General features: G+C 61.1%; 17 protein-coding genes. 9 read left to right on the plus strand and 8 right to left on the minus strand.

Features of this window, described 5'->3' with window-relative positions:
• Nucleotides 1-174: 174 nt before the first annotated feature.
• From V7M64_RS10810 to V7M64_RS10830, 5 genes are all read left to right on the plus strand, one after another.
• On the plus strand, nt 175-1,512 hold the full coding sequence (locus tag V7M64_RS10810) for an MFS transporter (RefSeq protein ID WP_333679151.1): 1,338 nt from the start codon (nt 175-177) through the stop codon (nt 1,510-1,512).
• A 16-nt stretch (nt 1,513-1,528) separates the two neighbouring features.
• Nucleotides 1,529-4,093, plus strand: coding sequence for a nitrite reductase large subunit NirB (gene nirB / locus V7M64_RS10815; RefSeq protein WP_333679152.1), 2,565 nt, complete (start codon nt 1,529-1,531; stop codon nt 4,091-4,093).
• A gap of 4 nt (nt 4,094-4,097) precedes the next feature.
• Complete coding sequence (gene nirD, locus V7M64_RS10820; RefSeq protein ID WP_333679153.1) at nt 4,098-4,448, plus strand: nitrite reductase small subunit NirD; 351 nt, start codon at nt 4,098-4,100, stop codon at nt 4,446-4,448.
• Nucleotides 4,445-5,677, plus strand: a complete 1,233-nt coding sequence (locus V7M64_RS10825; RefSeq protein WP_333679154.1) for an FAD-dependent oxidoreductase — start codon at nt 4,445-4,447, stop codon at nt 5,675-5,677. Before nirD ends, V7M64_RS10825 begins: the two co-directional genes overlap by 4 nt.
• 226 nt (nt 5,678-5,903) lie before the next feature.
• Nucleotides 5,904-8,609, plus strand: a complete 2,706-nt coding sequence (locus V7M64_RS10830; RefSeq protein ID WP_333679155.1) for a molybdopterin-dependent oxidoreductase — start codon at nt 5,904-5,906, stop codon at nt 8,607-8,609.
• A 68-nt stretch (nt 8,610-8,677) separates the two neighbouring features.
• Here the strand turns inward: V7M64_RS10830 and V7M64_RS10835 are convergent, their stop codons facing one another.
• The 5 genes from V7M64_RS10835 to V7M64_RS10855 form a co-directional block, all read right to left on the minus strand.
• Nucleotides 8,678-9,511, minus strand: a complete 834-nt coding sequence (locus tag V7M64_RS10835) for a uroporphyrinogen-III synthase (RefSeq protein WP_333679156.1) — start codon at nt 9,509-9,511, stop codon at nt 8,678-8,680.
• Nucleotides 9,512-9,563: 52 nt separating this feature from the next.
• The gene (gene cysG / locus V7M64_RS10840; RefSeq protein WP_333679157.1) at nt 9,564-10,946 is read right to left on the minus strand and encodes a siroheme synthase CysG; all 1,383 of its coding nucleotides are present in this window, start codon (nt 10,944-10,946) and stop codon (nt 9,564-9,566) included.
• A gap of 165 nt (nt 10,947-11,111) precedes the next feature.
• Nucleotides 11,112-11,600: a RidA family protein gene (locus V7M64_RS10845; protein ID WP_333679158.1), complete on the minus strand. Its 489-nt coding sequence runs from the start codon at nt 11,598-11,600 to the stop codon at nt 11,112-11,114.
• Between the two features lie 239 nt (nt 11,601-11,839).
• Nucleotides 11,840-12,667, minus strand: a complete 828-nt coding sequence (locus V7M64_RS10850; protein WP_333679159.1) for an ATP-binding cassette domain-containing protein — start codon at nt 12,665-12,667, stop codon at nt 11,840-11,842.
• A 79-nt stretch (nt 12,668-12,746) separates the two neighbouring features.
• Nucleotides 12,747-12,959, minus strand: coding sequence for a hypothetical protein (locus V7M64_RS10855; protein ID WP_333679160.1), 213 nt, complete (start codon nt 12,957-12,959; stop codon nt 12,747-12,749).
• Between the two features lie 83 nt (nt 12,960-13,042).
• Between V7M64_RS10855 and V7M64_RS10860 the strand changes: the two genes are divergently transcribed.
• Nucleotides 13,043-13,825 (plus strand): SDR family oxidoreductase, encoded by a 783-nt coding sequence (locus V7M64_RS10860; RefSeq protein ID WP_333679161.1) that lies wholly within the window; start codon nt 13,043-13,045, stop codon nt 13,823-13,825.
• 196 nt (nt 13,826-14,021) lie between these two features.
• Here V7M64_RS10860 and V7M64_RS10865 read toward each other — a convergent pair whose 3' ends face one another.
• On the minus strand, nt 14,022-14,966 hold the full coding sequence (locus V7M64_RS10865) for a DegV family protein (RefSeq protein ID WP_333679162.1): 945 nt from the start codon (nt 14,964-14,966) through the stop codon (nt 14,022-14,024).
• Nucleotides 14,967-15,605: 639 nt separating this feature from the next.
• On the opposite strand from V7M64_RS10865, the gene V7M64_RS10870 reads away from it, so the two are divergent.
• On the plus strand, nt 15,606-18,671 hold the full coding sequence (locus tag V7M64_RS10870; protein ID WP_333679163.1) for a TonB-dependent receptor: 3,066 nt from the start codon (nt 15,606-15,608) through the stop codon (nt 18,669-18,671).
• An 870-nt stretch (nt 18,672-19,541) separates the two neighbouring features.
• Nucleotides 19,542-22,838, plus strand: a complete 3,297-nt coding sequence (locus V7M64_RS10875) for a TonB-dependent receptor (RefSeq protein WP_333679164.1) — start codon at nt 19,542-19,544, stop codon at nt 22,836-22,838.
• An 89-nt stretch (nt 22,839-22,927) separates the two neighbouring features.
• Here V7M64_RS10875 and V7M64_RS10880 read toward each other — a convergent pair whose 3' ends face one another.
• Complete coding sequence (locus V7M64_RS10880; RefSeq protein WP_333679165.1) at nt 22,928-24,490, minus strand: sulfotransferase; 1,563 nt, start codon at nt 24,488-24,490, stop codon at nt 22,928-22,930.
• 101 nt (nt 24,491-24,591) lie between these two features.
• On the opposite strand from V7M64_RS10880, the gene V7M64_RS10885 reads away from it, so the two are divergent.
• Entirely contained in the window at nt 24,592-25,305 is a 714-nt protein-coding gene (locus V7M64_RS10885; protein WP_333679166.1) for a Fe2+-dependent dioxygenase, read from the plus strand.
• Between the two features lie 68 nt (nt 25,306-25,373).
• On the opposite strand, the gene V7M64_RS10890 is transcribed toward V7M64_RS10885, so the two are convergent.
• Nucleotides 25,374-26,465, minus strand: coding sequence for a hypothetical protein (locus tag V7M64_RS10890; protein WP_333679167.1), 1,092 nt, complete (start codon nt 26,463-26,465; stop codon nt 25,374-25,376).
• Nucleotides 26,466-26,475: the final 10 nt, after the last annotated feature.

Raw genomic sequence — 26,475 nt, forward strand, 5'->3', positions numbered from 1 at the left:
TGGTGCGCGATGGCACGCCCTTTCGGGTAATGGACGCGTAAAAACCCCAGGAAAATCAGCACTTACTCCGCTGGCACAAATGATGCAACGCATCATGCATCAAGGCCCGCCGATCAGCGTTTGCGCGACGGACGGGTTTGCAGGGTCAGGCAAGTCTTCAGTGCGGGGTAGGGCATGTCGAGCAAAGCTACGCGGATCGAATTGTTTCATCTGCGCACGCCACCCATGCGTGCGTTCCATTTGAGCTGGCTGGCGTTTTTTGCCTGTTTTTTCGCCTGGTTCGCGGTGGCGCCGTTGATGCCGTTGATCAAGGGCGAGTTTCACCTGAGCAAGGATCAGCTTGCCAACATCAGCATCGCCGCGGTGGCGGTGACGGTGTTTGGACGGCTGATCGTGGGGCCGTTGTGCGATCGCTTCGGGCCACGGCGCACCTACACGTGGCTGTTGCTGATCAGTGCCGTGCCGGTATTTGGCATTGCCTTTGCGCACAGCTATGCCTCGTTCCTGTTCTTTCGCCTGGCCATTGGCATCGCGGGCGCGGGCTTCGTGATCACGCAGTACCACACCTCGGTGATGTTCGCGCCGAACGTGGTGGGTACCGCGAATGCCGCGGCTGCCGGCTGGGGTAACGCCGGCGGCGGCGTCGCGCAATCGGTAATGCCGTGGGTGCTTGGCGCAGTCATCGGCTTGGGCGTGCAGCATGCATGGGGCTGGCGCGCGGCGATGTTCGTGCCGGGCACGCTGATGCTGATCGTGGCGGCGCTGTACTGGCGCCATGCGCAGGATTGCCCGCAGGGCGATTACTGCGATTTGCGCGCACGCGGCGTGATGCCAGACACGGGCAAGGCCGGCGGATGGCAGGTGTTCCTGGCGGCGGTGAAGAATTACCGCGTGTGGATGCTGTTCGTCACGTATGCCGGTTGTTTCGGCATCGAGCTGTTCGTGCATGGCGTCGCGGTCAGCTATTACGTCGATCGCTTCGGCATGGATCTGCAACATGCGGGGATGGCCGCCGGTTGCTTTGGCCTGCTGGCGTTGTTCGCGCGCGCGGTTGGCGGCATCGCATCCGATCGCCTGGCGTGTCGTCACGGCCTGGCGGCGCGCACCTGGTTGCTAGCCGCACTGATGCTCGGCGAAGGCTTGGGCTTGCTGTGGTTCTCCAGTGCGCAGGCGGCAGATACCGCGGTTGCGGCGATGATCGCCTTCGGCCTGTTCACGCACATGGCCTGCGGTTCGACGTACGCGCTGGTGCCATTCGTGGATCGCAAGGCACTGGGCGGCGTGGCCGGCATCATCGGCGCGGGCGGCAATGTCGGCGCGGTGGCGGCGGGTTTCCTGCTCAAGAGCACCGGTTCGGTGCAGCACACCTTCGCACTGCTCGGAGGTTTTGTGATCGCCGGTTCCTTGTGCGCGCTGGCGGTGCGCTTCAGCGCCGAGCACACCGCGCGCGAAGAGCAGCTTTACCGGGAAGCGATGAGCCAGCAACAGGCGACGTCGCGGTTCGCGGCATGAACGGGGAGGGCGCAGCATGGCAATGAAATTACTGGTGATCGGCAACGGCATGGTCGGGCACAAGTTGCTCGAAGAGCTGATGGAGCGGCAGCCGCCGGGCCTGGACATCACCGTGTTGTGCGAGGAAAGCCGGCCCGCTTACGACCGCGTGCATTTGTCGGAATTCTTCAGCGGCAAGAGCGCGGACGATCTTTCGCTGGTCAAACCCGGCTTTTTCGATCAACCCGGTGTGACCTTGCGCCTTACCGCACGCGCCGTACAGATCGACCGCCAGCAAAAGCGCGTCGCCACGGCCGATGGCGACGTGATCGCCTACGACAAGATCGTGCTCGCCACCGGCTCCAAGCCATTCGTGCCGCCGATCCCGGGTAACGAGCGTGCCGGCTGCTTTGTCTATCGCACCATCGACGACCTGCTGGCGATGCAGGCATGGGGCAAGCGTTCCAAGGTCGGTGTGGTGGTGGGCGGAGGCTTGCTTGGCCTGGAATGCGCCAAGGCGCTGCGCGATCTCGGCCTGGAAACCCATGTGGTGGAATTCGCACCGCGCTTGATGGCGGTACAGGTGGACGATATCGGTGGCCAGATCCTGCGGCGGAAGATCGAGGAACTGGGCGTCACCGTGCACACCGGCAAGAGCACGCAGGAAATCGTCGATGGCGCAAGCGCGCACCATCGCATGAAGTTTGCCGACGGCAGCTATCTGGATGCCGACATGATCGTGTTCTCCGCCGGCATTCGCCCGCGCGATGAATTGGGGCGTGCATGCGAACTGGGTGTGGGCGAACGCGGCGGCATCCACGTCGACAATTACTGCCGCACGCGCGACTGGGACGTCTATGCGATCGGCGAATGCGCGTACTGGGGTGGCAAGACCTTCGGCCTGGTCGCACCCGGTTACGACATGGCGCGTGTGGTGGCGGCGCACCTGAGCGCCTTGCTGGAACGCAAGCACGCGTTGCAATTGCCCGAATTCGTGGGCGCGGACATGTCCACCAAGCTGAAGCTGATGGGCGTGGATGTTGCCAGCCTGGGCGATGCGCACGGCACGACACCGGGCAGTCGCAGCTATCAGTTCAGCGACGAACGCCGGCAGGTCTACAAGAAACTGGTGGTGTCGGGTGATGGCAAGCAATTGCTCGGCGGCGTGCTGGTGGGCGACGCCAGCGAATACGGCACGCTGCTGCAGATGATGCTCAATGGCATCGAACTGCCGGCGTCGCCGGAGTTCCTGATCCTGCCCACGCCGGATGGCAGCGCCAAGCCCGGCCTGGGCGTGGATGCGCTGCCGGCTTCCGCGCAGATCTGCTCGTGCAACAACGTTTCCAAAGGACAGCTGTGCGAGGCGGTCTGCGCCGGTGCGGCATCCATCGGCGACCTGAAGACCGTCACCAAGGCCGGCACTACCTGCGGCGGTTGCGTGCCGCTGGTCACGCAGATCATGAAGGCGGAGATGAAACGCCAGGGCCTGGCGGTGAACAACCACCTGTGCGAGCACTTCGCCTATTCGCGCCAGGAGCTGTATCACCTGGTGCGGGTGGAACGCATCAGGCACTTCGATGAACTGCTTGCTCGCCACGGCAAGGGCCTGGGCTGCGATATCTGCAAGCCGGTGGCGGCCAGCATTCTCGCTTCCTGCTGGAATGCGTTCGTGCTGCAGAAAGAGCACGCATCGCTGCAGGATTCCAACGATTACTTCCTCGCCAACATCCAGAAAGACGGCACCTATTCGGTGGTGCCGCGCATGGCCGGTGGCGAAGTGACGCCGGACGGCCTGATCGCCGTCGGCGCGATCGCCAAGAAATACGGGCTCTACACCAAGATCACCGGTGGCCAGCGCGTGGACATGTTCGGCGCGCGGCTGGAGCAACTGCCGTTGATCTGGGAGGAACTGATCGCCGCCGGCTTCGAATCCGGCCATGCCTACGGCAAGTCGCTGCGCACGGTGAAATCCTGCGTGGGTTCGACCTGGTGTCGCTATGGGGTGCAGGATTCGGTCGGTGCCGCGATCGACCTGGAAAACCGCTACAAGGGCCTGCGTTCCCCGCATAAACTGAAAATGGCCGTGTCCGGCTGCACGCGCGAATGCGCCGAAGCGCAAGGCAAGGACGTGGGCGTGATCGCCACCGAAAAAGGCTGGAATCTCTACGTGTGCGGCAACGGTGGCATGAAGCCGCGCCATGCCGAGTTGCTCGCGGGCGATCTCGATACGCCGACGCTGATCAAGTACATCGACCGCTTCCTGATGTTCTACATCCGCACCGCCGATCGCCTGCAACGCACCAGCGTGTGGCGCGACAACCTGGAAGGCGGGCTGGATTACCTCAAGGACGTGGTCGTGCACGACAAGCTCGGTATTGCCGCCGAACTGGAAGCGGAAATGCAGCTCGTCATCGACACTTACGAATGCGAATGGAAGAAAGCCGTCACCGATCCGCAGACGCGCAGGCGCTTCCAGCATTTCGTCAACAGCCATGAGCAAGACCGCAACGTGGTGTTCGTGCCGGAGCGTGGCCAGATCCGCCCGGCCACGCTGGATGAAAAACGCAGCCGGCACATTCCCGCCAGCGTGATGACGGAGTAACCCGATGGAAGACGTGGTGACGGCGAAAGGCTGGACGTTGGTGTGCGATCTGGAGGACATCGTGTCCAACACCGGCGTGTGCGCCTTGGTGGATGACCAGCAAGTGGCGGTATTCCGGGTGGGCGAGCAGGCGCTTTACGCAATCGATAATTTCGATCCGAACGCGAATGCCTATGTGCTTTCGCGTGGCTTGATCGGCAGCCTGGGCGAGCGCGTCGTGGTTGCTTCACCGATCTACAAGCAGCACTTCGACCTGCGCACGGGTGAGTGTCTTGAAGCGCCGGAACACTCGGTGCGCGCGTGGCAGGTAAAACTCCAGCAAGGCCACGTGCTGCTGGGACAACCGCAACAATGAGCGCATCGCGGCCCAGGCTGGTCGTCATCGGCAATGGCATGGCCGGCATGCGCACGGTCGAGGAATTGCTGCAGCTTGCGCCCGGCCTGTACGACATCACGGTGTTCGGCGCGGAGCCTTACGGCAACTACAACCGCATCCTGCTGTCGATGCTGTTGAGCGGGGAGAAGAACACCGACGACATCATGCTCAATACGCGCGAGTGGTACGCGGCGAACGGCATCACGCTGCATGCCGGCGATCCGGTGGTCGCGATCGATCGGCGCCATCGGCGCGTGCGTTCGCGCAAGGGCGTGGAGGTGGTTTACGACCGATTGCTGATCGCGACCGGCTCGCAGCCCTTCATGCTGCCGCTGCCTGGCGCCGATCTACCGGGCGTGATCGGTTTTCGGGGGATCGACGATGTCGAGCAGATGTTGCGGGCGGCCAGTACGTACAGGCATGCCGCGGTGATCGGTGGTGGCCTGCTCGGTATCGAGGCGGCCAATGGCCTTTTGCGCCGCGGTATGCAAGTGACGCTGCTCCATCGCATCGAGGTGCTGATGGAACAGCAGCTCAACGCGGATGCATCGCGCCTGCTGACACAGAACCTCAAGGCACGTGGCTTGAACGTGCTGCTGAATGCGCAGACCAAGGCGTTGTACGGCGATGGCCGTGTGCAGGGCATCGAATTTGTCGACGGTACGCGCATCGATGCTGATCTAGTGGTGATGGCGGTGGGCGTGCGCCCGGATATCGCGCTGGCAAAATCCTGCCGGTTGCATTGCGATCGCGGCATCGTCGTGGACGACACCTTGCTCACGTACGATCCGCACATCTATGCCGTCGGCGAATGCGTGCAACATCGCCGCCTCACCTTTGGGCTGGTCGCGCCCGTGTGGGAGCAGGCGAAGGTATGCGCATCGCATCTGGCGCGCATCGGCCATCGCCGCTATCGCTTCACGCGCACGGCGACCAAGCTGAAGGTGACCGGCATCGATCTTTATTCGGCCGGCGACTTCATCGGCGGCGAAGGCACGGAGGACCTGGTGCTGCGCGATCCGCGCCGCGGCATTTACAAGCGGCTGGTGCTGAGGGGCAACCAGATCATCGGCGCCGTGTTGTATGGCGACGTGAAGGATGGCGGCTGGTATTTCGAGTTGATCCAGAACGGTACGGATATCACGCCGATTCGCGATCGCTTGTTGTTTGGCAGGCATCATTGCCAGCGGGCGGAGGTGGCTGCATGAGTGTTGTTCCTTTTCTCTGCGGTCATTCCCGCTTTTGCACGCTGATATTCAGGGAAATATCGTCGACACGCGCCGCAATGCTCAATACATCGTCGTTCCGGCGACGGGTAAGTGGTATTGGATGTGCAGGCAAATGTGGCCTTGCGACGACCTATGTATCTTTTAAGAGCGGTGCCCGTTCTAGAAAAACTGCGGACTTTGTGAGTGGACGTGGAGGTGTCTGGCTGTGACCGTCGCCACCACCTGCCCCTATTGCGGTGTGGGTTGCGGCGTATTGGCCCGCGCCAACGCCGACGGCTCCGTGTATGTAGAAGGCGACGCGCAACATCACGCCAATCACGGGCGCTTGTGCGTAAAAGGCTCGGCTTTAGGTGAAACCGTCGACTTGCGTGGGCGCTTGTTGCATCCGATGTTGCGTGGGCCGGACGGTACCTTGCGGCGCACGAGCTGGGACGACGCACTCGATCGCGTCGCCGAAGGTTTTCGCCGCGTCATCGACCAGCATGGTCCGGATGCCGTCGCGTTCTACGTCTCCGGCCAGTTGCTCACCGAGGACTACTACGTCGTCAACAAGCTGGCCAAGGGCTATATCGGCACGGCGAACATCGATACCAATTCGCGCCTGTGCATGTCTTCCGCCGTGGCCGGCCACAAGCGTGCGTTCGGCGAAGATGTGGTGCCGGGTTGCTATGACGACTTGGAACAGGCCGAGCTGATCGTGCTGGTCGGTTCCAATACCGCGTGGTGCCATCCCATCGTGTACCAGCGCATTGCCAAGGCCAAGGAAGGCGCGAACCCGCCGCGCATGGTGGTGATCGATCCGCGCCATACGGCGACCTGCGAATCGGCCGATCTGCATTTGCCGGTGAAGCCGGGTACGGACGTGTGGCTGTTCAACGGCCTGCTGGCGTTTCTGTTCCAGCACGGCGCAATGGATGCCCGTTTCATGGAAGCGCATACCGAGGGTTTTGCGCAAGCGCTGGCCGCGGCGCAAAAGGATGCCGGCGATCCCGCCGAGGTGGCGCGTATATGCGGCGTGCAACAGGCGGACCTGTTGAATTTCTACCGCTGGTTCGCGCGCTGCCGACGTACCGTCACGCTGTTCTCGCAGGGCGTGAACCAGTCGTCCAGCGGCACCGACAAGGTCAACAGCATCATCAATTGCCACCTCCTTACCGGGCGCATCGGCAAGCCCGGCATGGGGCCGTTTTCGCTGACCGGCCAACCCAATGCGATGGGCGGGCGTGAAGTCGGTGGGCTGGCAAACATGCTGGCCGCGCATATGGAACTGGAAAATCCTGTGCATCGCCAGGTCGTGCAATCGTTCTGGCAATCACCGCGCATCGCCGAACGTCCAGGATTGAAAGCGGTGGACCTGTTCGAGGCGATCGGCCAGGGCAAGGTGAGGGCACTGTGGATCATGGCGACCAATCCGGTGGTGAGCCTGCCGGATGCCGATCGCGTGAAGCAGGCGCTGGCGCGTTGCGAGTGGGTGGTGAGTTCCGACATCGTCGCGCAAACCGACACCCATGCTTATGCCCATGCGCTGTTGCCGGCGCTGGGCTGGGGCGAGAAGGACGGCACCGTCACCAACTCGGAGCGGCGCATATCGCGCCAGCGCGCGTTCCTGCCGGCACCGGGGAGCGCGCGTGCGGATTGGCGCGTCGTCTGTGAAGTAGCGCGGCGGATGGGCTTTGCCGAAGGGTTTGAGTTTGACGACGCGCATGCGGTATTCGCCGAGCACGCACGACTGACGGCCTACCGCAACCATGAGGGGCGGGAGGGCGACGCGCCGGCCGCCCATCGCCTGCTCAATCTGGAAGGGCTGGCGCACCTGGACCGGCATGCCTACGACGCGCTGCAGCCGGTGCAATGGCCGGTGGCGGCGAATGGCGAAGGCGAGGCACGCCTGTTTGCATCCGGCAGCTTTTCGCACCCCGGTGGGCGGGCGCGCTTCATCGCCACGCCAGCCCGCATGCCCAGGCACGCCGCCGATCGCCAATACCCGCTGATACTCAATACCGGCCGCGTGCGCGACCAATGGCACAGCATGACGCGCACCGGCAAGGCGCCGCGGCTTACCGGGCATGTTCCCGAGCCTTTCGTCGACATGCACCCGCACGATGCCTTGCGTTGCGGCGTACGCGAAGGCGAGTTGGCGCGCGTGCTATCGCGCTGGGGTGCGATGGTGGCGCGCGTAAAGCACAGCGGCGGCATTCTTGCCGGCACCGTGTTCGTGCCGATTCACTGGAATGACCAGTTCGCTTCCGACGCGCGCGTGGGCGGCGTGGTCAATCCGGTGGTCGATCCGGTTTCCGGCGAACCGGAGTTCAAGCACACGCCGGTAAGCGTGGAACCTTTTCCGGTGCGCTGGTACGGCTTTGCGCTGTCCCGCGAGCCGTTGATGCCGCACGGTTTGAGCTATTGGACGTCTATTCAAGGCGACCATTTCCGCCGCTATGAAATCGCCCATCGCGAGCGGCCATCCGAATGCAGTGCCTGGGCGCGTGCATGGCTGGGCGTGACGGACCCGGAGGCCGATTGGCTGGAATACGAGGACCGCAGTACCGGCATCTACCGCGCGGCGCATGTGATCGACGATCGGATTGAATCCTGCGTGTTTCTTTCCTCGCGCCCGGATCTGCCGGCGCGGCATTGGCTGGCAAGCCTGTTCGTGCAGGAGCGGTTGGCGGATGACGACCGCATGGCGTTGTTGCTTGGCGAGTCCGGCGGTCCGTCGGCGGCGACCGGGCCGACGGTATGTTCCTGCTTTGGTGTGGGACGCGACACGATTTGCGACGCGATCCGCACGCATGGCCTGGAGACGCCGGCGCAGATTACCTCGCGCCTGCGCGCGGGCGGCAATTGCGGTTCGTGCGTACCGGAGTTGCGGCAGTTGATTGCGGAAGTGCGGGCAGAAGTGAACGCATGAAACGCATTCTTGCCTCATTGCCGTCATTCCCGCTTTCGCGGGAATGACGGCAATGAGGTTGTACGGGTTTAAGGCAAGCTTGAACTTAGCCGCTCGATCAACGCTTGCGTCAATGGCTTCAAGTAATAGCTTTGTTCCGGCACGACCTGGGGCTGGACGCCGTGTGCGCGCAATGCATCGGCCACAACCGGTCCGATGGCTGCCACCAGCGTCTGCGCCAGCGCTTGTTTGAGTCGCTCGCCGCCGACCAGCCGAAACAGCCGCTCCACTTGCTGCAAGCTGGTGAAGGCAATCGCATCGACGCGACCTTGCTGCATCGATTCGATCAGCGCGAACACTTCCGCGTCGGCTGCCGCATCGGCATACACATACGGCCATACCGGCAGCGCCTGCGCACCGGCCGTGGCGAGAAACTCCATCAATGCGGTGTTCGGCTCCGTGCCATAGAGCTGCACGCCTACGCGGCGTCCCTGCAAATCGAGCGTTTGCAGCAGTGCAATCATGCCAGGTGTGGTGGCGGGGTCGGCCACCAAGCTTGGCTTCAAGCCCAGCTCGCGCAGCACGCGGCCAGGCTTTGGGCCGCGCGCGATGGTGCGCACGCTGGCAAGCTGCTTGACGAACGACTCGTGCAGGTCAGGGGCGTGGTGCTCGATCAGGCTTAGCAGACGACGCACGCCCTCGCCGGTGAACAGCAGCAAGTCGTCGCAGCCGCCGGCACAGAACGCATGCAGCCATGTGAGCACGGGCACCGGATCAGGCGTCTCGCGGATATCCACCAGCGGACAGCGCAATACCGTGGCGCCGCGGCGTTCCAGCAGCGAGGCGAACAGATCCAGTTCGCGCGACTCGGGAATGGCGATACGGCGGTTTTGCAGTGGCACGTCGGCATCGGTATGAGTCATGTGTGACAGTCCTGCTGCCTCATGGCCGCCATGAAAGAAAGTGAGCTCCTGGTCATTTGCCAAACCAGGCGTGGTCATGCGCCAATGCCGCCACTTCGCCAATGATAAGCAGTGCCGGCGGGTGTATCGCATGTTCCTTGGCGTGCGCAGGCAGTTCGTGCAGCACGCCGCTTATCACCCGTTGCTGTGGCCGCGTGCCGTTCTCGATGATGGCAAACGGCGTATCCGGACGCCGGCCATGTGCCAGCAAGCGCTGGGTAAATTCCTCCAGCCTGGCCACGCCCATATAGACGGCCATGGTCTGGTGATCCTGCGCCAGTGCCGGCCAGTCCATGGCGTCCATGGATTCCTTGCCATGGCCGGTAAGCAGGTGCACGGTGCGTGCGTGGTCGCGGTGGGTGAGTGGAATACCTGCGTAGGCGGCGCAAGCGACGGCGGCGGTGACGCCGGGCACGATTTCGTACGGGATGCCGTGCTGGCGCAGGAATTCCATCTCTTCGCCGCCGCGCCCGAAAACGAACGGATCGCCGCCTTTCAGCCGCACCACCAGTCGGCCTGCCTGCGCCTGTTCGAGCAGCAGTTGATGGATCTGCTCCTGTTGGGTGTGCCGCCCCCCGCAGCGCTTGCCGACGTCGATGCGCTCGGCATCGCGGCGCGCGAGCGCGAGCACGGCGTCGCTGACCAGTGAGTCATGCAGGATGACGTCGGCGCGATTGAGCGCGCGTAATGCATGCAAGGTGAGCAAGCCTGGATCGCCGGGACCGGCGCCGACCAGCAGCACAGAACCTTTTGCCGAAGGAGATGCTGGCGCGTTCAACGCATCCAGCAAGATTTGTTCGGCGTCGTCGGGCCTGGCATGGCGCAGCAGCGCCATGACCGGCCCGTCATGCAGCCAGTCGTAGAACGCGCGGCGCTCGGCCAGGTGCGGCCAGCGTTGCGTGATGCGTGTGCGGTGCCTTTGCGCCAGCGCGGTAAGCGGGCCAAGCGCATGATCGAGTTCGGTTTCCAGCGTTTCGCGTACGCGCCGGGCAATCACCGGTGCGGCGCCACCGGTGGAAACGGCCACGATCAATGGCGTGCGATCCACCAAGGCCGGCACCTGGAAGCGGGACAGGGCCGGAGCGTCCACCACGTTGGCGAGAATGCGGCGTTGCTCGGCGTTCGCGGCAACCTCGGCATTCAATTCGTGATCGTCGGTGGCGGCAATGACCAGCCACACACCATCCAGCCACGCAGGCTGGAAGCTGCCGGCGAGGTGGTCGATCTTGCCTGCCTCGGCTTGTTGCAGCAGGGCAGGCGTCAGTACCGGTGCGCCAACGCGTACGCGCGCACCCGCCGCGAGCAGCATGGCTGTCTTGCGTTCCGCGACGTGGCCGCCGCCGACCACCAGCACGGGCAGTCCGGTCAGGTCGGCAAAGAGTGGATAGAGCCCCATGATGTGTTCCCGGTACACCAGCTTATGTGGCTAGATTAATGCGTAAGTGTGCGTGTGCCTTGCGACGATGCGGAATAAAGTGGTGGATATGTCTATTTGTTTTGCGGTGGCGTTCCGCCACGCGCTTCGCGCGCGGCGGAATGTCCTTGGAAAACGTCGAATGACTCAAGGCCGCACGGCGGTCACTTCAATCTCCACGCGAAACCCCGGATTCGCCAACCCGGCCACCTGGATCGCCGAACGCGCCGGCAGCTTGGACTGCTCCTTGGTGCCGAAGAACTGGGTATAGCCGGCCATGAAACCGGTGAAATCCATCCGTCCGCCATGTGTTTGGTCGCCGACCAGGAATGCCTGCATCTTCACCACGTCGCCCATGTCCAGATGCATGCTTTGCAATTGCTTCTGGATGGCGGTGAGCGCGCCGATGGTCTGGGTCTTGGTATCGCCGTAGGCGGCGACGGAATCCTTCGGCGCCTTGGCATCGATCACTGGCGGCACCATGCCGCTGAGAAACACGATTGATTTGCCTGCCGGCACTTCCACCGCGGCGGAGATGGGGAAATTGCTGTGGGGCAGTTTGTAGCGGATGGCGTCTTGCGCATGGGCGAAGGCGGGTGTCGTGAGCAGCAATGCAAGCAAGGCCGGTTTCTGCATGGCGAATCCTCCGGTGGTGCGTAGGTTGGGTGAGCGCCAATGGCGTTGACTTGGGCGCACATCTCGATGCTTGCCGCCTTGCACTCCCTCCCCTGCTGCACGCAGCGCAGGGAGTCGATCATCGCCAGCATCGAGCTTTGCGCGCCCAAATTGGTGCCATGGGGGTTGGCGCAGCGTAACCCAACGGCTGCGATGGAGCGTGGTTGCATTCCTCCGTTGAAGTTCCGGCTGGCTCCAGGCTATGGCGCGATGCTGGCGATGTAGTAGTCGCCCTGCCGCGCCACGCGCATCGGCATGCCGAATGCCTCGGTCAACGCTTGGTCCGTCAGCACGCTGGCCTTGTTGCCCTTGCGCAACAGTTGGCCTTCGCGCAGCAGAACCAGGTGTTCGATCTCCGGCAGAATCTCTTCTACATGATGCGTCACCAGCAACAGGGTCACGCCCTGTTGGGCGAGCTGCCGCAGGCTTTCGAGAAAGCGCCGGCGGCTGGCCGGATCAAGTCCGGTGCACGGTTCATCCAGCAATAGCGCACGCGGTTTGTGCACCAGCGCACGTGCAATCAACACGCGACGCGCTTCGCCGGTGGAAAGGCTGCCCATCTGGCGGCCGACAAGTTGCGAGGCTTGTACTTGTGCCAGTGCTTCCAGCGCACGCTGGCGCATGGCTTCGGTGACTTCGTGGTTGACCCACAGCCCGCGTGCGGCGAAGAAACTGGAGACGACCGCATCGAAAACTTCCAGCGGTGCATCCTCGTTGGTGAAATCGCCTTGCACGGCGGGCGAGACGATACCGATCAGGCTGCGCAGCTCGGTCACGTTCCAGCGGTCGCGGCCGAATACCTTGATGGTGGGTGTGCCATCGTCGCGAGCCAGCGGATAGATCTGCCGCGCGATCAACCGAATCAACGTGGATTTGCCCGAGCCGTTGGCGCCGAGGATGGCGGTGTGCTGGCCGGCGGCAAGCCGCAGGCTCAGGCGGTCCAGGATCAGGCGCTCGCCGCGCAGTACGCTGGCTTCGTGGATATCCAGCAGGGGGGCGGCATCGAAGTGGGTGGTGTCGGGACTCATGCCCGAACCTTGCCTGCTACGGCGGGTGATGGCAAGCGATGGACGTACAGACGTCCAGATGGCTGAATGTGCGCGCTACCTATTGCGTTTGCTGCTCGATCTGCTTGTCCTGCTCGGCGGCGTGCTGGTTGACGACCTTCTGCACGTCCTTGGCGCGCTGTTCGTCCTGTTTCATCGCATCCCACGGCGCGCTGGGTTGGGCGGCGGCCTTGGGATCGGACTGCGGTGCGGGTGGCTTGCCGCTGCAGGTGCTCAGGGTTAGCAGGCAGAGCAGGGCGGTGGCGGTTCTCATGAGATGACCTCGATCAGCATGGGCACAGTGTCCTGCGAGCGGACGCTTCGGACAAGCGACGCCGTTCATGTAAGCTGCATCGCATGAACAGCCGCATCGACGCCTGGCAACTGCAGGATCACACCGTGCTCATTACCGGCGCCAGCAAGGGCATCGGCTACGCCACCGCGCGCGAACTGGCCGGATTGGGTGCCGACCTGCTGCTGGTGGCGCGCGATGACGACTACCTGGAGCAGGTGCGCGTGGAATTGACGGACGATTTTCCCGGCATCGAGGTGCTGGCGTTCGCCGCCGACGTGAGCGTGGCGGAAGACCGCCTGGCCGTGTTCGATTGGATCGCCGATCTGGAATCACCGGTGTCGCTGCTCGTCAACAACGCCGGCGGGAACAGCCCGAAGGCCACGCTCGACTACGAGGAGGCCGAGTATCGCGCGATCTTCGAGCAGAACCTGTTTTCGGCCTACGAAATGTGCCGCCTCGCGCATCCGCAGTTGATCCAGCATGCGCACGCGGCGATCGTGAATGTCGGCTCGGTTTCCGGCACGACGCATGTGCGCACGGGTTCGCCCTATGGCATGAGCAAGGCGGCGCTGCATCAACTGACGCGCAACCTGGCCGCCGAATGGGCGGTGGATGGCATTCGCGTCAACGCGGTGGCGCCTTGGTATATCCGCACGCAGCGTTCGGAGCCCGCCTTGGCGGATGCCGATTATCTGGATGAAGTGCTGGACCGCACCCCGCTCAAGCGTATTGGCGAGCCGGAGGAAGTGGCGGCGGCCATCGCTTTTCTTTGCCTGCCGGCGGCGAGCTACATCACCGGGCAGGTGCTGGCGGTGGATGGCGGGTTTCTCAATTACGGCTTTTGAGTGCCTGCCCGTGCAGGCTGGATGCAATCCGGCTTCTTGCGCGTCTTAAGGCAACTGATCAAGTATCGCCGCACTTTTCCACAGCGATTGGGGAAACCCTGGTGGCAACCCTGTGGACAACTCTTCACGAGGCTTTGATGACAGGCACTTGCACGACATTGTGCAAGTTTTGCTCAGCAGCAACGCTGGGCGGACATCAGAAGTCGACCTGGTGTTCTTCCGCGGCAAAGCCGATCGTTACCGCGCCTTGGCCGACGTTGACCATGCCGGTGATGCTCATCGGCGCCTGCATCAGGGCGACGCCGCATTCCTCGCAAGCCTGCGCCAGCTTGTCGAAGCCGGGCAGCGTGGGCAGTTCGCTGAGGTCACCGCCGTACGCGGTGCACATGGCAGGTACCAGCAGGCCGGCACGCACACGGTCGGCGGCATAGCCGAACAGGGTTTCGCAGCCGTGCTCCCAGCCGCGCACCTTGCCGACCGGCGTGGTATCGCCGCGATAGGCGCGGATCAGCGGCTTGATGTCCAAGGTAGAACCCAGCACGGCACTGAACAGGCCCACGCTGCGGTCGCCTTTTTTCTTGGCGCGGGCGCGCAGGTAATACAGGTCGCGCGGCAGCATGTAGCCATAGGAGTTTTCGGCGATGTACGCCAATCGCTCGCGGATCGCGGCTGGCGTTTCATTCGCCTGCATCAGGCGCACGGCCTCGACGATGCTCGGCGCGGAACCTGCGAACAGGCTGCGCGTATCCAGCACGCGCATCAGGAATGGACCGGTGATGCCGAGCGGCTCGCGCACCCTGCGGTAGTTTTTCAACACCGCGAAGCTGGCCTTGACCACGTTGTCGTAGATCGGGCTGCGCGATGGCGTAATGGTGAGGCAGAACACGCAATCCTTTTCCAGCACCAGCTTATCCAGGAATAGCTTCTGCACGTCCTCGACCGAACACGGTTCGGTTTCTGCCGAGTGGCTGCGGCTGCCTAGTTTGAGATCGAAAAAGCGCTGGATTTCGGCCGGATCGCGATTGTCCTTGAACACGGAATCGTCGATGCGCACGGCGATAGGCATGACGGCAATGTCGTGCTGCTGCAAAAACTGCCGCGGCAGATCGCAGGATGCATCGATAGCCAAGCCCATGCGCATGTGCCAACCCCGTCTTCAATGTGCGGCTCGAACATAACATGACGGTCGCACTCGGGCCTGTCGCGGTGCGCCAAGGGCGTGCCCGGTTTTTTCTTCGTGCGTCATGCACCGTGGTGAGGCATGGGTGCATGCGTCTACGCCACCGATAGCGAAGCGCATGCTGCTTGAACGGCAGCCATGGTCGATGGCTTTGGGGGCAGGTACTTCCCGGCGCGGAAGCAATGGCTTGAGGGAATTCTTACGGTCGGCGTCCGTGCCGCGGGTGAAGCCCTGCGAAATTATGCGGTTATTGTCAGGCAGGCGACAGGATCCATCGGTGATTACCTATATGGATCAAACGATTACATGGTTTTATGCGTAATTTTCCAGGCCGGTCGACAGCGCAAGAAGTCGTGGCGGATTGCTAAGAAATTGTTGACACCCGTCCGGGCGGTAACGTAAGTTCTTGAAGAATGGGGCAGCGGCCTGTGCAAATCGCTATCGGCGAGAAGCGCCTAACCACCGGGGGATTTTGCCAGGTGATCGGTAAGGGGGTTCCTGGCAAAGACGGTGTGGTGCCCTGCTTGTTCGGAGCTTGCACGAGCAGTTCGTGCAGGTCGTGGTTTCTAGCCCAATGGGCTTTCTGGGGAGAGGTCAATAATGAGTAAGCATTACATGATGGGCACGGGTCATCCCCGTCGCCATGCTCTTGCTGCGGCGCTTGCAATCAGCTTGGGTTTCACCGGCGTGGCAATGGCACAGTCCACCACCGGTTCGTTCTTCGGCCAGGCTCCGGTCGGCGATTCGGTCACGGTGGTCAGCCAGACCGGCATCAGCCGCGACGTGCCGGTGGATAGCACCGGTCGCTATCGCGTCGGCAATCTTCCAGTGGGTAGCTACACGGTCCAGCTGAAAAAAGATGGCGCCATCGTGGACACTCGCAACGATGTGACGTTGAACGTTGGCGTGGGCACGGAAGTCAGCTTCGCGGCCAAGGTCCTCAATACCGTGACGGTGAGCGCCAACTCGATCCCGAAAATCGACGTGACTTCGGTCGACTCTCGTTCGGTGATTACCTCCAAGGACCTGGAACGCCTGCCGCTCGGACGCACCGCAGAAGCCATCGCGCTGCTGGCGCCGGGCGTGGTGCAGGGCAGCGGCTTCTTCAACAATTCGCTCTCCTTCGGCGGCGGTAGCCCGAGCGAGAACGCGTACTACATCAACGGTTTCAGCAGCTCCGATCCGCTCTCCAACCTGGGCGGCGTGGGCCTGCCGTACGGCTCGATCGATCAGCAGGAAACGTACATCGGCGGCTACAGCGCCAAGTACGGCCGTTCCGACGGCGGCGTCATCAACCAGATCGGCAAGCAAGGCACCAACGAGTGGCATTTTGGCGGCCAGGTGCTGTGGGAGCCGCGCTTTGCCGAGTCTGATCCGGTGAGCCGCTACTACCCCAATATGTCGCTGCCCTCCGGCTATACCTATGCCCAGTCGAACCTGCCGGGCACGATTTACCAAGCACGCCAGAACGACAAGCAGTGGCGCACGGTGTATGACGCCTACGTGGGCGGCCCGCTGATCAAGGACAAGCTGTTCTTCTTCCTGGCGGCCGAATCAGAGAAGGTGGAAGGTCGCAGCACCAATACCTCGGATGCTTCGCAGGCTGCCTATCTCGATTACACGAACAAGCTGCAGAAGTTCTACGGCAAGATCAACTGGAACATCACCGACAACAACCTGCTGGAATTCACGCACATCGTGAACAAGCAGCCGGGTGACGCCGGCAACATCGATCCGACCGGCAACCCCGCGATTTCGCCGGAAGTGAGCTCGGGTGAATACTACGGTTACAACTACGCCACCGGCAAAACCGGCGGGGCGCTGGGGCTGTATCCGATCTGGTCGAAGAACTCGACCACGCTCGACATCATCAAATACACCGGCTACATCACGCAGGACCTGACGGTAAGCGCCACTTTCGGCAAGAACGACGTCACGAACTTCACCGAGATTCCGGGCCAGAACGCAACCGATCCTTTCATTGCCAACCCGCTCAACCAGAACCCGGCTTACACGGGCGGCGGCACGATCACGAATAGCAATACGGTTCGCCTGATCAATTCGCCCGATGCCAAGACCCGTACACATGGCCTGCGTCTGGACGTCGACTACCACCTGGGTAGCCATGATCTGTCCGTGGGTATGGACAACATGTTCTACCACGCTTCTGACCAAGGCCAGGTCACCAGCGGTCCCGGTTATGCCTGGTACTACTTCATCACCCAGACCCCGAATGATCCGATCAACAGCTATTCGGCGGCTCCCGGTTCGCCTTACTACGCGCGTCAGCGCATCTTCCACGACGCCACCAGCATGTCGGTCGCGCAGAAGGCGTACTACCTGGAAGACAAGTGGCAGGCGACCGACCGCTGGATGATCGACGTCGGCTTGCGCAACGACCGGTTCACCAACCTCAACAACGCCGAGCAGCCGTACGTCCGCAGCGGTAACCAGTGGGCGCCCCGCTTGGGAACGAGCTGGGACGTGTTCGGTGATTCCAGCCTGAAGGTATACGCCAACCTGGGCCGTTACTACCTTGCTCTGCCGAGCAGCGTGGCGATCCGTGGTGCTTCGGCATCCACGTATACGGATCAGTATTTCACCTACTCGGGCATTGCGGCGAACGGTGCACCGACTGGCTTGACCGCCCTGGGCCCGGCACACTCGGCGGACAACGAATACGGTGTTACGCCCGATCCGAAGACATTCACCGCCACCAACCTGCGTTCCGAGTACCAGGATGAGCTGATTCTGGGCTTCGACAAGACCCTGGGTTCGGCCTGGACTACCGGTGCGAAGTTCACCCTGCGCCGCCTGGAAAGCGCGATCGACGACGTCTGCGACACGGACAAGATTGCCACCAAACTGACGTCCATGGGCTTGGTCGCGGCTGACTACATTACCGATCAGCCGGGCTGCCGCCTGATCAATCCAGGCAAGAGCAATGACTTCCTGGTCGCGCGTACGGACGGCACCGGTTACACCAAGGTGACGATGACCAAGGACGATTGGGGCTTCACCGAAGGTGCCAAGCGCAAGTACTACGCGTTGAACATGTACCTGGAGCATCCGTTTGACGGCAAGTGGCAGGCACGTTTGGATTACACCTTCTCGCGCAGCTACGGCAACACGGAAGGCCAGGTACGCTCGGATATCGGCCAGACCGACGTCAGCAAGACGGAGGACTGGGACTTCGCCGCACTCATGGCGAATGCCAACGGCGTGCTGTTCAATGACCGCACACACCAGATCAAGGCTTATGGCGTTTACGCCATCACCTCGGAATGGATGGTCTCGGGCCGCCTTGTGGCAACCTCGGGCGCGCCCAAGAGCTGCCTTGGCTACTACCCGCCGCCGGATACCGATCCGTCGGGCTACCTTGCGGCTTACCACTACTGCTTCGCCCAGCCGTCTTCTCCGGGCGCAGTAGGCCGCATGCCCTGGAACATGCGATTGGATATGGGCGTGATGTATCGTCCGATGTTCGCGCAGCAGAAGCTGGCCTTCGGCCTGGATGTGTTCAATGTGTTGAATCGCCAAGTGCCGACGCAGTGGAGTGCTACCAGCGAGTCCTCGTCGCCCGGTACCGTGCTCAACACCTATGGCCTGGGCATGTACTACACCCAGCCGCGCTATGTGCGTTTGTCGGTGTCTTACGACTACTGAGTTGCACGAGTACCTCTCGCACGGGAGGTACTCATTTACTCCAACGCCTCGGCAGTGCCGAGGCGTTTTTTTATAGAAATAATGCTGCGCAGATCGGGTCGGCGCGGCGCAGATCCCACGGCATATGCGAACCATGCCGGATCATTCGAGATCAAGGGCAGCCTCAATGCCGCCAGCGTGAGTGATGTGTAGGACACGATTCAGCCCAGCGATGTGTTGTTTCTGGGTAGATGCGGCGGCGTGAAAAAGAAGAATCCGCTAGGCGATTTGGTGTTGCCCATCGCCGACTACGGGACCGGCGCGTGTGGGAGCACCACGGGACACCCAAGAGTATCTGCGTTGCGCGCAGCGCATGGCGGTGGCTATGGAAACGGCCACCATTTTCGCTGCGGGCTTCGCCAACCTTATTCCTTATGCGGAGGCCCGCATTCGGATCGGCCTTGACGCTCTAAACAGGTGCGCCGGCACGGGCGGTGTTAAACATCTGCGTCGAAGACGAGGCGGGAGAGTGGGCTCTGCCTTTCCTTGCGCAAACTCGCGGCCATGCTTGCGGCAAGCTGACTGTTTTAGCGTTATTTTGCGAATAACCGTCATATATAGCGCCATGGGCCCCCATAAATTGCGAATCGCAAAATATTGCTTTCATCCGTAATTATTTATTGTTGACTTTTTGTTATGCGAACACTTAATTTTCGGGACAACAGAGTGCTAAAGATCCGCTGGTAAAACATTTTTCGGATCAGGCAATTTGTCGGGGATGGGGAAGAAAGACCGTCCGTTCGTGATCTGGCTGGGGTGGGACCTGCGCCGGTCAGGGGCATGCGCTGGCGGTTTACCTCTTTGTTTTTCTAGCTGCTGGGGAGCACCTTAATGAGCATCAAGAAGTTTGTGCCCGCATCGAACAGGATGCCGGTGCGTCACACTGCGTTGGCTATCGCGGTTGCGATGGGTTTTGGATTTTCCGGACAGGTGCTGGCGCAGGCCACGACCGGTTCGGTGTTTGGTACCGCGCCGGTAGCGGCTGGTGAGACGGTTCGCATCGTCAACAACCAGACTGGCCTGACCCGCGAAGTAGCGGTCGGTAGCGACGGTCGCTTCGGCGCCAACCAGTTGCCGACGGGCGATTACACCGTGTCGCTGATGCAGGGCGGCAACGTGGTGTCCAAGCAGGATCATGTGCAAGTAACGGTGTCAGGTGGTACGGCAGTGCCATTTTCGGCTGCCGAGAACGCGAAGAACCTTGCGACCGTCACGGTGACGGCCAACTCGGTGCCGGCGATCGACGTGTCCTCAACTCGCCAGACGCAGGTGCTTACCGCATCGCAACTGAAGAACCTGCCGATCGCCCATAGCGCTGAAGCCATCGCGCTGCTGGCCCCTGGCGTGGCCTCAGGTGGCTCCAGCCTGGGCACGGGTCCGACCGGTTCGCCGCTGCTTTCGATGGGCGGCAACAGCGTTGTGGAAAACGCGTATTACCTCAACGGTTTCAACACCACAGACCCGATCGGTGGCGCAGGTGGCATTGGGCTGCCGTACTTCGCCATTGCCGAGCAGCAGACCATCACCAGCGGTTACGGCCCGGAATACGGGCGTTCGACCGGTGGCGTGATCAGCCAGGTCGGCCAGCGCGGCGGTAACCAGTGGCACGCCGGTGTGTACGTGTCCTGGGCTCCGTCCTGGGCCGAAAGCCAATACGACAACATTTATTACAGCAATCCGCTTACGCCGGTAGGCGCGATTGGTTATAACGTCGATCCGGCCACCGGCGTTGTCAGTCCCGGCAAGCCTTACATGGCACCTACGCAGGGCACTACGAACTATCAGCCCGGCTACGGCCAGATCGAAAGGGGCCGCAAGCAGGACAGCGACTGGGAGAGTGTGTATGACGCCTACATCAGCGGCCCGCTGATCAAGGACAAGCTGTTCTTCTTCCTGACGGCCGAATGGCAGCACGACAGCAACAATCATGCTGGGGCGACTGGCGTGGCGGCGAACTACGGCATGGTGTCGCCTTCGGGCTACTACGAAACGAGCGCTACCAACAGTCCGAAGTTGTATGGCAAGTTGGACTGGAACATCAACGACAACAACGTGCTGGAATTGACCGGCGTAAGAAGCCAGCAAGATGAAACCAGCAACAACTTCTACCAGTACAACTACTCGAACCAGTCGGTCGCCAACTACTACGCGCCGAATGTGCTGTTCAAGAATACCTACGACATCGGGATCCTGAAGTACACCTCCTACATCACCGACAACCTCACGCTCGAAGTGATGTACGGCCTGATGGGTGCGGATTACTACAGCAGCTTCGCGGGCGGGGATATTTCTCCCGTCACGTTCGGCACCGGGTTTGTCGTGCCGCCGGGTGTTGCCGCTCCACAACTGGTTAGCCAGACCCTTCCCAATCCGAAGCACACCACCAAGACCGAGAACCTGCGCATCGACCTGGATTGGAAGGTCACCGACAGCCACGATCTGAAGTTCGGTATCGACAACGTCCAGTACCGTGACGACAACGACGGCGCCACGACCATCGGTGGCGGCACCTGGAACTATTTCACCGGCACGCCATCGAGTATTTCCTCTGCGCCGTTCCTCAATGGTGCGGGCAACGTTACGGGCAACTACGTCCAGCAAGGCATCACGCAGACGGACGTCTCGATTGGTTTGCGCGAAAAAGCGCAGTACATCGAAGACCGCTGGCAGGTCATGCCCAACCTGTTGCTCGACCTCGGCTTGCGCAACGACCAGTTCAAAAACACCGGCTTCGGTGGCGAGGCCTACGTCAAGGAAACCAGCCCGCAATGGGCACCGCGCCTGGGCGCCAGCTGGGATGTGTTTGGTGACAGCACCTTCAAGATCTTCGGTAACGCGGGGCGCTACTATCTCGCGCTGCCAGCGGGCCTGGCCGGACGTAACCCGCAATTCGGTTCCATCAACGGCTCGGTTGTCTACACCTACACGGGCATCACCTCGAACGGCCAGCCGACCGGCTTGAGCGTGGTTCCCGTCGCGCCGACGGGTGGTCCGGTACCGGGTTTCTTCTCGTCCGACGGCGAGAATGGCGGTGCCCACGGCAATATCAAGAACTACGCTTCGACCAACCTCAAGCCGCAGTATCAGGATGAATACGTACTGGGCATGCAGAAGCAGCTCGGTGACACCGGTTTGGTATGGGGCGAGCAGGCGACCTGGGAGAAGGCGGGTAATCTGGTCGACGATACCGACGTTCTCTATGAAGGTAACGTCATCCCGGGGTTGGTCAATCCGGGCAAAACCAACTACATCCCGCAACCGGACGGGTATGCCACCTGGAATCCGAACACGGGTGAGGGTCTTGTCTGCGGTGGCCCCAATGGTACATCGCCGAACTGTTCCATGCCGGTACCGTCGCGTAAATACTACGCGCTGGAGAGCTATCTGGAACACAGCTGGGACGGCAAGTGGTACGCCAAGGTGGACTACGTGTTCTCCAAGTCGTACGGCAGTACCGAAGGCCCCACCGATACCCCGATCGGGCAGATCACGAACCAGCGTATCAACGCTGCGTCCGGCTCGACCACGGCCCAGTGGGACTTCCCTGACCTCATGCAATACGCCAACGGTGAGCAGGCCAACAGCCATCGCCACACCTTGAAGGCGTTTGGCTCCTATGCCATCACGCCGGAATGGATGATCAGCGGCACGTACATCATCCAGTCCGGTGCGCCGAATGTCTGCTTGAGCGGTTATGGCAGCGAGATTAGTCCGAGCTTGTATACCGGCCCCTATCAGCATTTCTGCGGTGGTACGCCGGCCAACAACGGGACTATTGTTAAGTTTGATCCAACCCAACCTGTGGGCAGTCAGTACTCCTTGGTTGGTGCCGGTGGCCAGCCGTCTCCTCCGGGCACCAGCGGCCATACGCCCTGGACGCATCAGCTCAATCTGGCAGTGACCTACACGCCGGCATGGGCGAACAAGCACCTCACGATGCAGTGGGAAATCCACAATGTGTTCAACGAACAGGCTGCGACCCTCTACTACACCGAATACGCCATTGGTATTGGCCCAGGCGCGAATGGTGGCAACCAGGGTACGGGTTACTGGAGCCCGGTCTATCACACCGCGCAGTCGACGGAAATGCCGCGCTATATGGATTTCAGCGTGAAATACGATTGGTAATAGCGATAGACGATGCACGAGTGCCACGGAAGGTGCTCGTCATCGGAGAAACGAAGAAGGCCGCCGGACAACCGGCGGCCTTCTTCGTTTCAATGATCGAGATGCTGGATCAGCGGTGCCAGAAAGTGTCGATAGTGTGGACTGCGTGCGGTATCGCCGCGTATGGGTTGGCGTACTTGCGCCGCACTGGCGGTGCTGTGTACATCGCGCTGTGTCTGATGCGGTGAGAGGCACGCTGCATCGAATGGCAATTGGAAGAAGGAGAGCAGGCGCCGAATCTGCACTTCGGGCTCTTGCACCAGTTTCTCGTAAGCAAGCTCGAGCACCTTGTCCGCATAACGCTCTTGCCAATAGTCACTGAGCTTCTGGTAGTCGTTGTAATAACTGGCGAGATCTTTAAGGTCATAGCTGAAGTAGGCGCCTTCGCTGAACAGCTGCCGATAGCAAGCAAAGCAGGTCTCGACCGGATCGCGATGACAATTGATGATTTTGGCGCCCGGCAGCATGGCGCGAATGGCACCGACCCATTGCCAGTTCTGCAAGCCTTTGTCAGTGAAATAAGGTCGCTTGGTGCGCCAGTGTGCAGTACAGTCCAGATAGCTTTTGCCCAGGCGCGTCCAATCCTCGGGGGTCGCTTCAACGACCCAATGTGGAAAGTCTTTACCTCGCCGTTTCGATTCTTCGTCGAGCACCTGTGACAGGTCCTGGATTTCGTTCGCGCCTTCTATCTGCGGATGCGAGGCGAGAATGTGCTCAACCAGTGTTGATCCAGAACGCGGAAGGCTGGCGATGAAAATCACCTCGTTTCCGAGGTTGGGATCGAGCGGTGCCGGCAGCGGGCGGCGGAATGTTTCAATGATTGCCTCATTGTGCGCGTGTGCTTCTGCGGCATTCCACTGAACCAATTGGCGTTTGAGTGCGTTGGCCGCGCGCAATGCCTGGAACGCATCGCTGTATTGGTGCTGGTCTTCCAGCGCCTTGTAAAGGCTGAAGCCGAGCGACACGCGATCATCGGGTGCAAGTTGTCGGGTTTGCAGAATGTGCTGGATCTGCCTGGCATCCGCCGGGGTGAGCGGTTCGGTTTTCAGATTGGCCAACGAGTGCCACGCAAGTGCGTGATCTGGTCGCAGGGTCAGCACCTTGCGGTATTGCGCAATGGCGGCGGGGATATCGCCGCGTATCGTAAAAATGTCGGCAAGTGTCGTGCGTGCACTGACATGCCCATCGTCCAGGCCAAGTGCCTGCTGCAAAGCATCCGCGGCCTCGTCCAGTTGCCGATGCAGTTTCAATGCCTTGCCAAGGTTGTACCAGTTGGACGCTTGCGTAGGCGCCAGTTGGGTGGCGCGATGTAGATGAGTGAATGCTTCCTCGGCTGCGCCAGAATCGTAAAGGGCGCCCCCTAGATTGGTGAGGATGTTTGGGTCATCCGGACGTTGCTGCGCGGCTTTACGCATGTATTCGGCCGCGGTCTTACTGTCTCCGCGCATCTGGCAGGCAATGCCGTACAGGAACTGGGCGCTGGCGAAACCGGGTGCCTCGGCGAGCACGCGCTTCAATGCGGGCTCGGCCAAATCCGCACGCCCCTGTGATAACGCTTTGCCGGCTTCGCTCAGCCATTGTTGTGCCGCGGAGGAGAGGGAGGGTGACGACATGGGTTACCTGATGCGGAGCTTTCAAAGCCAGTGCTTAGTCTTGCATGTTCCTCGCGGTAAATAGCAGCTGGACGTTTCGCTTCCCGGAGCGGGCGATTACCATGGATGGTGTCACGCAACCTCGTAGGGGGGGTATTGCCTTGATTCACTGTTTCCCCGCCATTCTCGGTCCAGATGAGCTGGCCGCCATCCAGTCCAAATTGCAGGCTGCTTCTTTTGTTGATGGCGCCAGCACGGCAGGCTGGTCCGCGCGCGAGGTCAAGCGGAATCTGCAAGTGACGTCGGGTGCGCCCGAATATGAGCAGATCGCGCGCATTGTGCGCGAGGCCTTTGTGCGCAGCGGTGAGTTGCAGACGGCCTTGCTGCCGGCAACGGCAACGCCGGTATTGTTCAATCGTTATGCGCAAGGCATGGAATACGGTCCGCACGTGGATACACCGGTAATGGGCAGCATGAGCAATGCGATACGCAGCGATATTGCCATCACCATTTTTCTTTCCGATCCACGAAGCTATGATGGCGGCGAGTTGACGGTATTGATGAATGGCATCAGCAGCCAGTTCAAGCTTGAAGCGGGTGCTGCGATTGCTTATCCAGCCAATACGTTGCACCACGTGACACCTGTCACTCGTGGCGCGCGCGATGCGGCAATCATTTGGGTGCAAAGCCAGATACGCGATCCTGCGCGACGGGAAATATTGTGGGATTTGGAAAACGCCAAGCATCTGACTTTCAAGCGCGAGGGCAAAAGCCAGACCTTTGACCTGATCAGCAAATCGCGTGCGAACCTCATCCGCATGTGGGCCGAAACTTGACGGAACCCGAACGCAAAAGGATGTGGGTCTTGTTGTGTGGCATGCTAAACGGTTGCCACTGATCGCTGCTAGGGTTCCATAGCTATTCGTGGCGCAATATTTGAGGGAGTAGGCGCCAGAGATCGATATTCTTCAGTCTCCAGGTAATCGGCCAACTTGACTTCGATACAGTCGCCCAAACCATAGTCTATGCGCCCGCTGCTGAGCATGGCGGCCATGGCGCGCGTCAATGGCAGTTCCGGGAGTGCTTCCTCCATAAAGAGGAACTGTCCGGCCTGGTTCACTTCCAGAAAGTAGACGTTGCCAAGATGGTCAACCGCCAAGTCGAGGCAACCGAACACAATACCCAGCAGGTCCATAAGGCTCCGCAGCTTCGCCTCCAGCGTGGTACCCATGGCGAAGCTTTCAAATCGTATGTCTTCGTCGTAAGAATGCGGGCGCCAATCCACATAAGCCTCACCGGCGGCTTTTTGTATTTTTGCCGCAAATAGCTTGTGGCCAATAATGGTTACGCGTACGTCGAACGCCTTTTCGATATAGCGTTGATAGATGCCAGGACTCAATGCAATGGCCTGCTCAGGCAAATCGCTATCGCTGTCGAGCAGGGCCACGCCGGCGTCGTACATTGTGCCACTGCGCTCACTTAGCCAGCTGTGTGGGTAGAAAGTTTTGAACACAACCTTTCCAAAGCGTTGGATCAGAGCGGCGATAGCAGGCGCATGGTTTCCGATGACTGTCTCTGGGATTTGCAACCCCGCTGCGCGGGCTGCTTGTAACTGTGCCAACTTGCTCTCAGCAAAATTCGCTGCCCGTGGGCGATTAACCCATAAGGCGTGGACTAAGTTGTCAGCAACGTCAAAAACGTTTTTCTGTAGATACTGCCATTGGCCTTCAATAAAGCCGCGATCAGCCTCATGACACGGCCCCGCTTCTGGCTTCAATGGGCGCCGGTACCATACAGATCGAATATCGGTGGTATCTAAGCCATCGCATATCACAGTATCTGAGGCTTCTCCCATATGGATTGACAGACGCGTCCCCTCATCTTCGCGGATTGAAGCGTGGAGCCGGCAAGGAACGGAATTTTTGCGTAGTGCCCAGGCTAGGGTGGCAGCATGAGGATCCCCAGCGACAGAATAGATAAATACGGTAGCTTGCACGCTCATTATC

The sequence above is a fragment of the Dyella sp. genome, assembly GCF_036746095.1.
Classification (GTDB): Bacteria; Pseudomonadota; Gammaproteobacteria; order Xanthomonadales; family Rhodanobacteraceae; genus Dyella_B.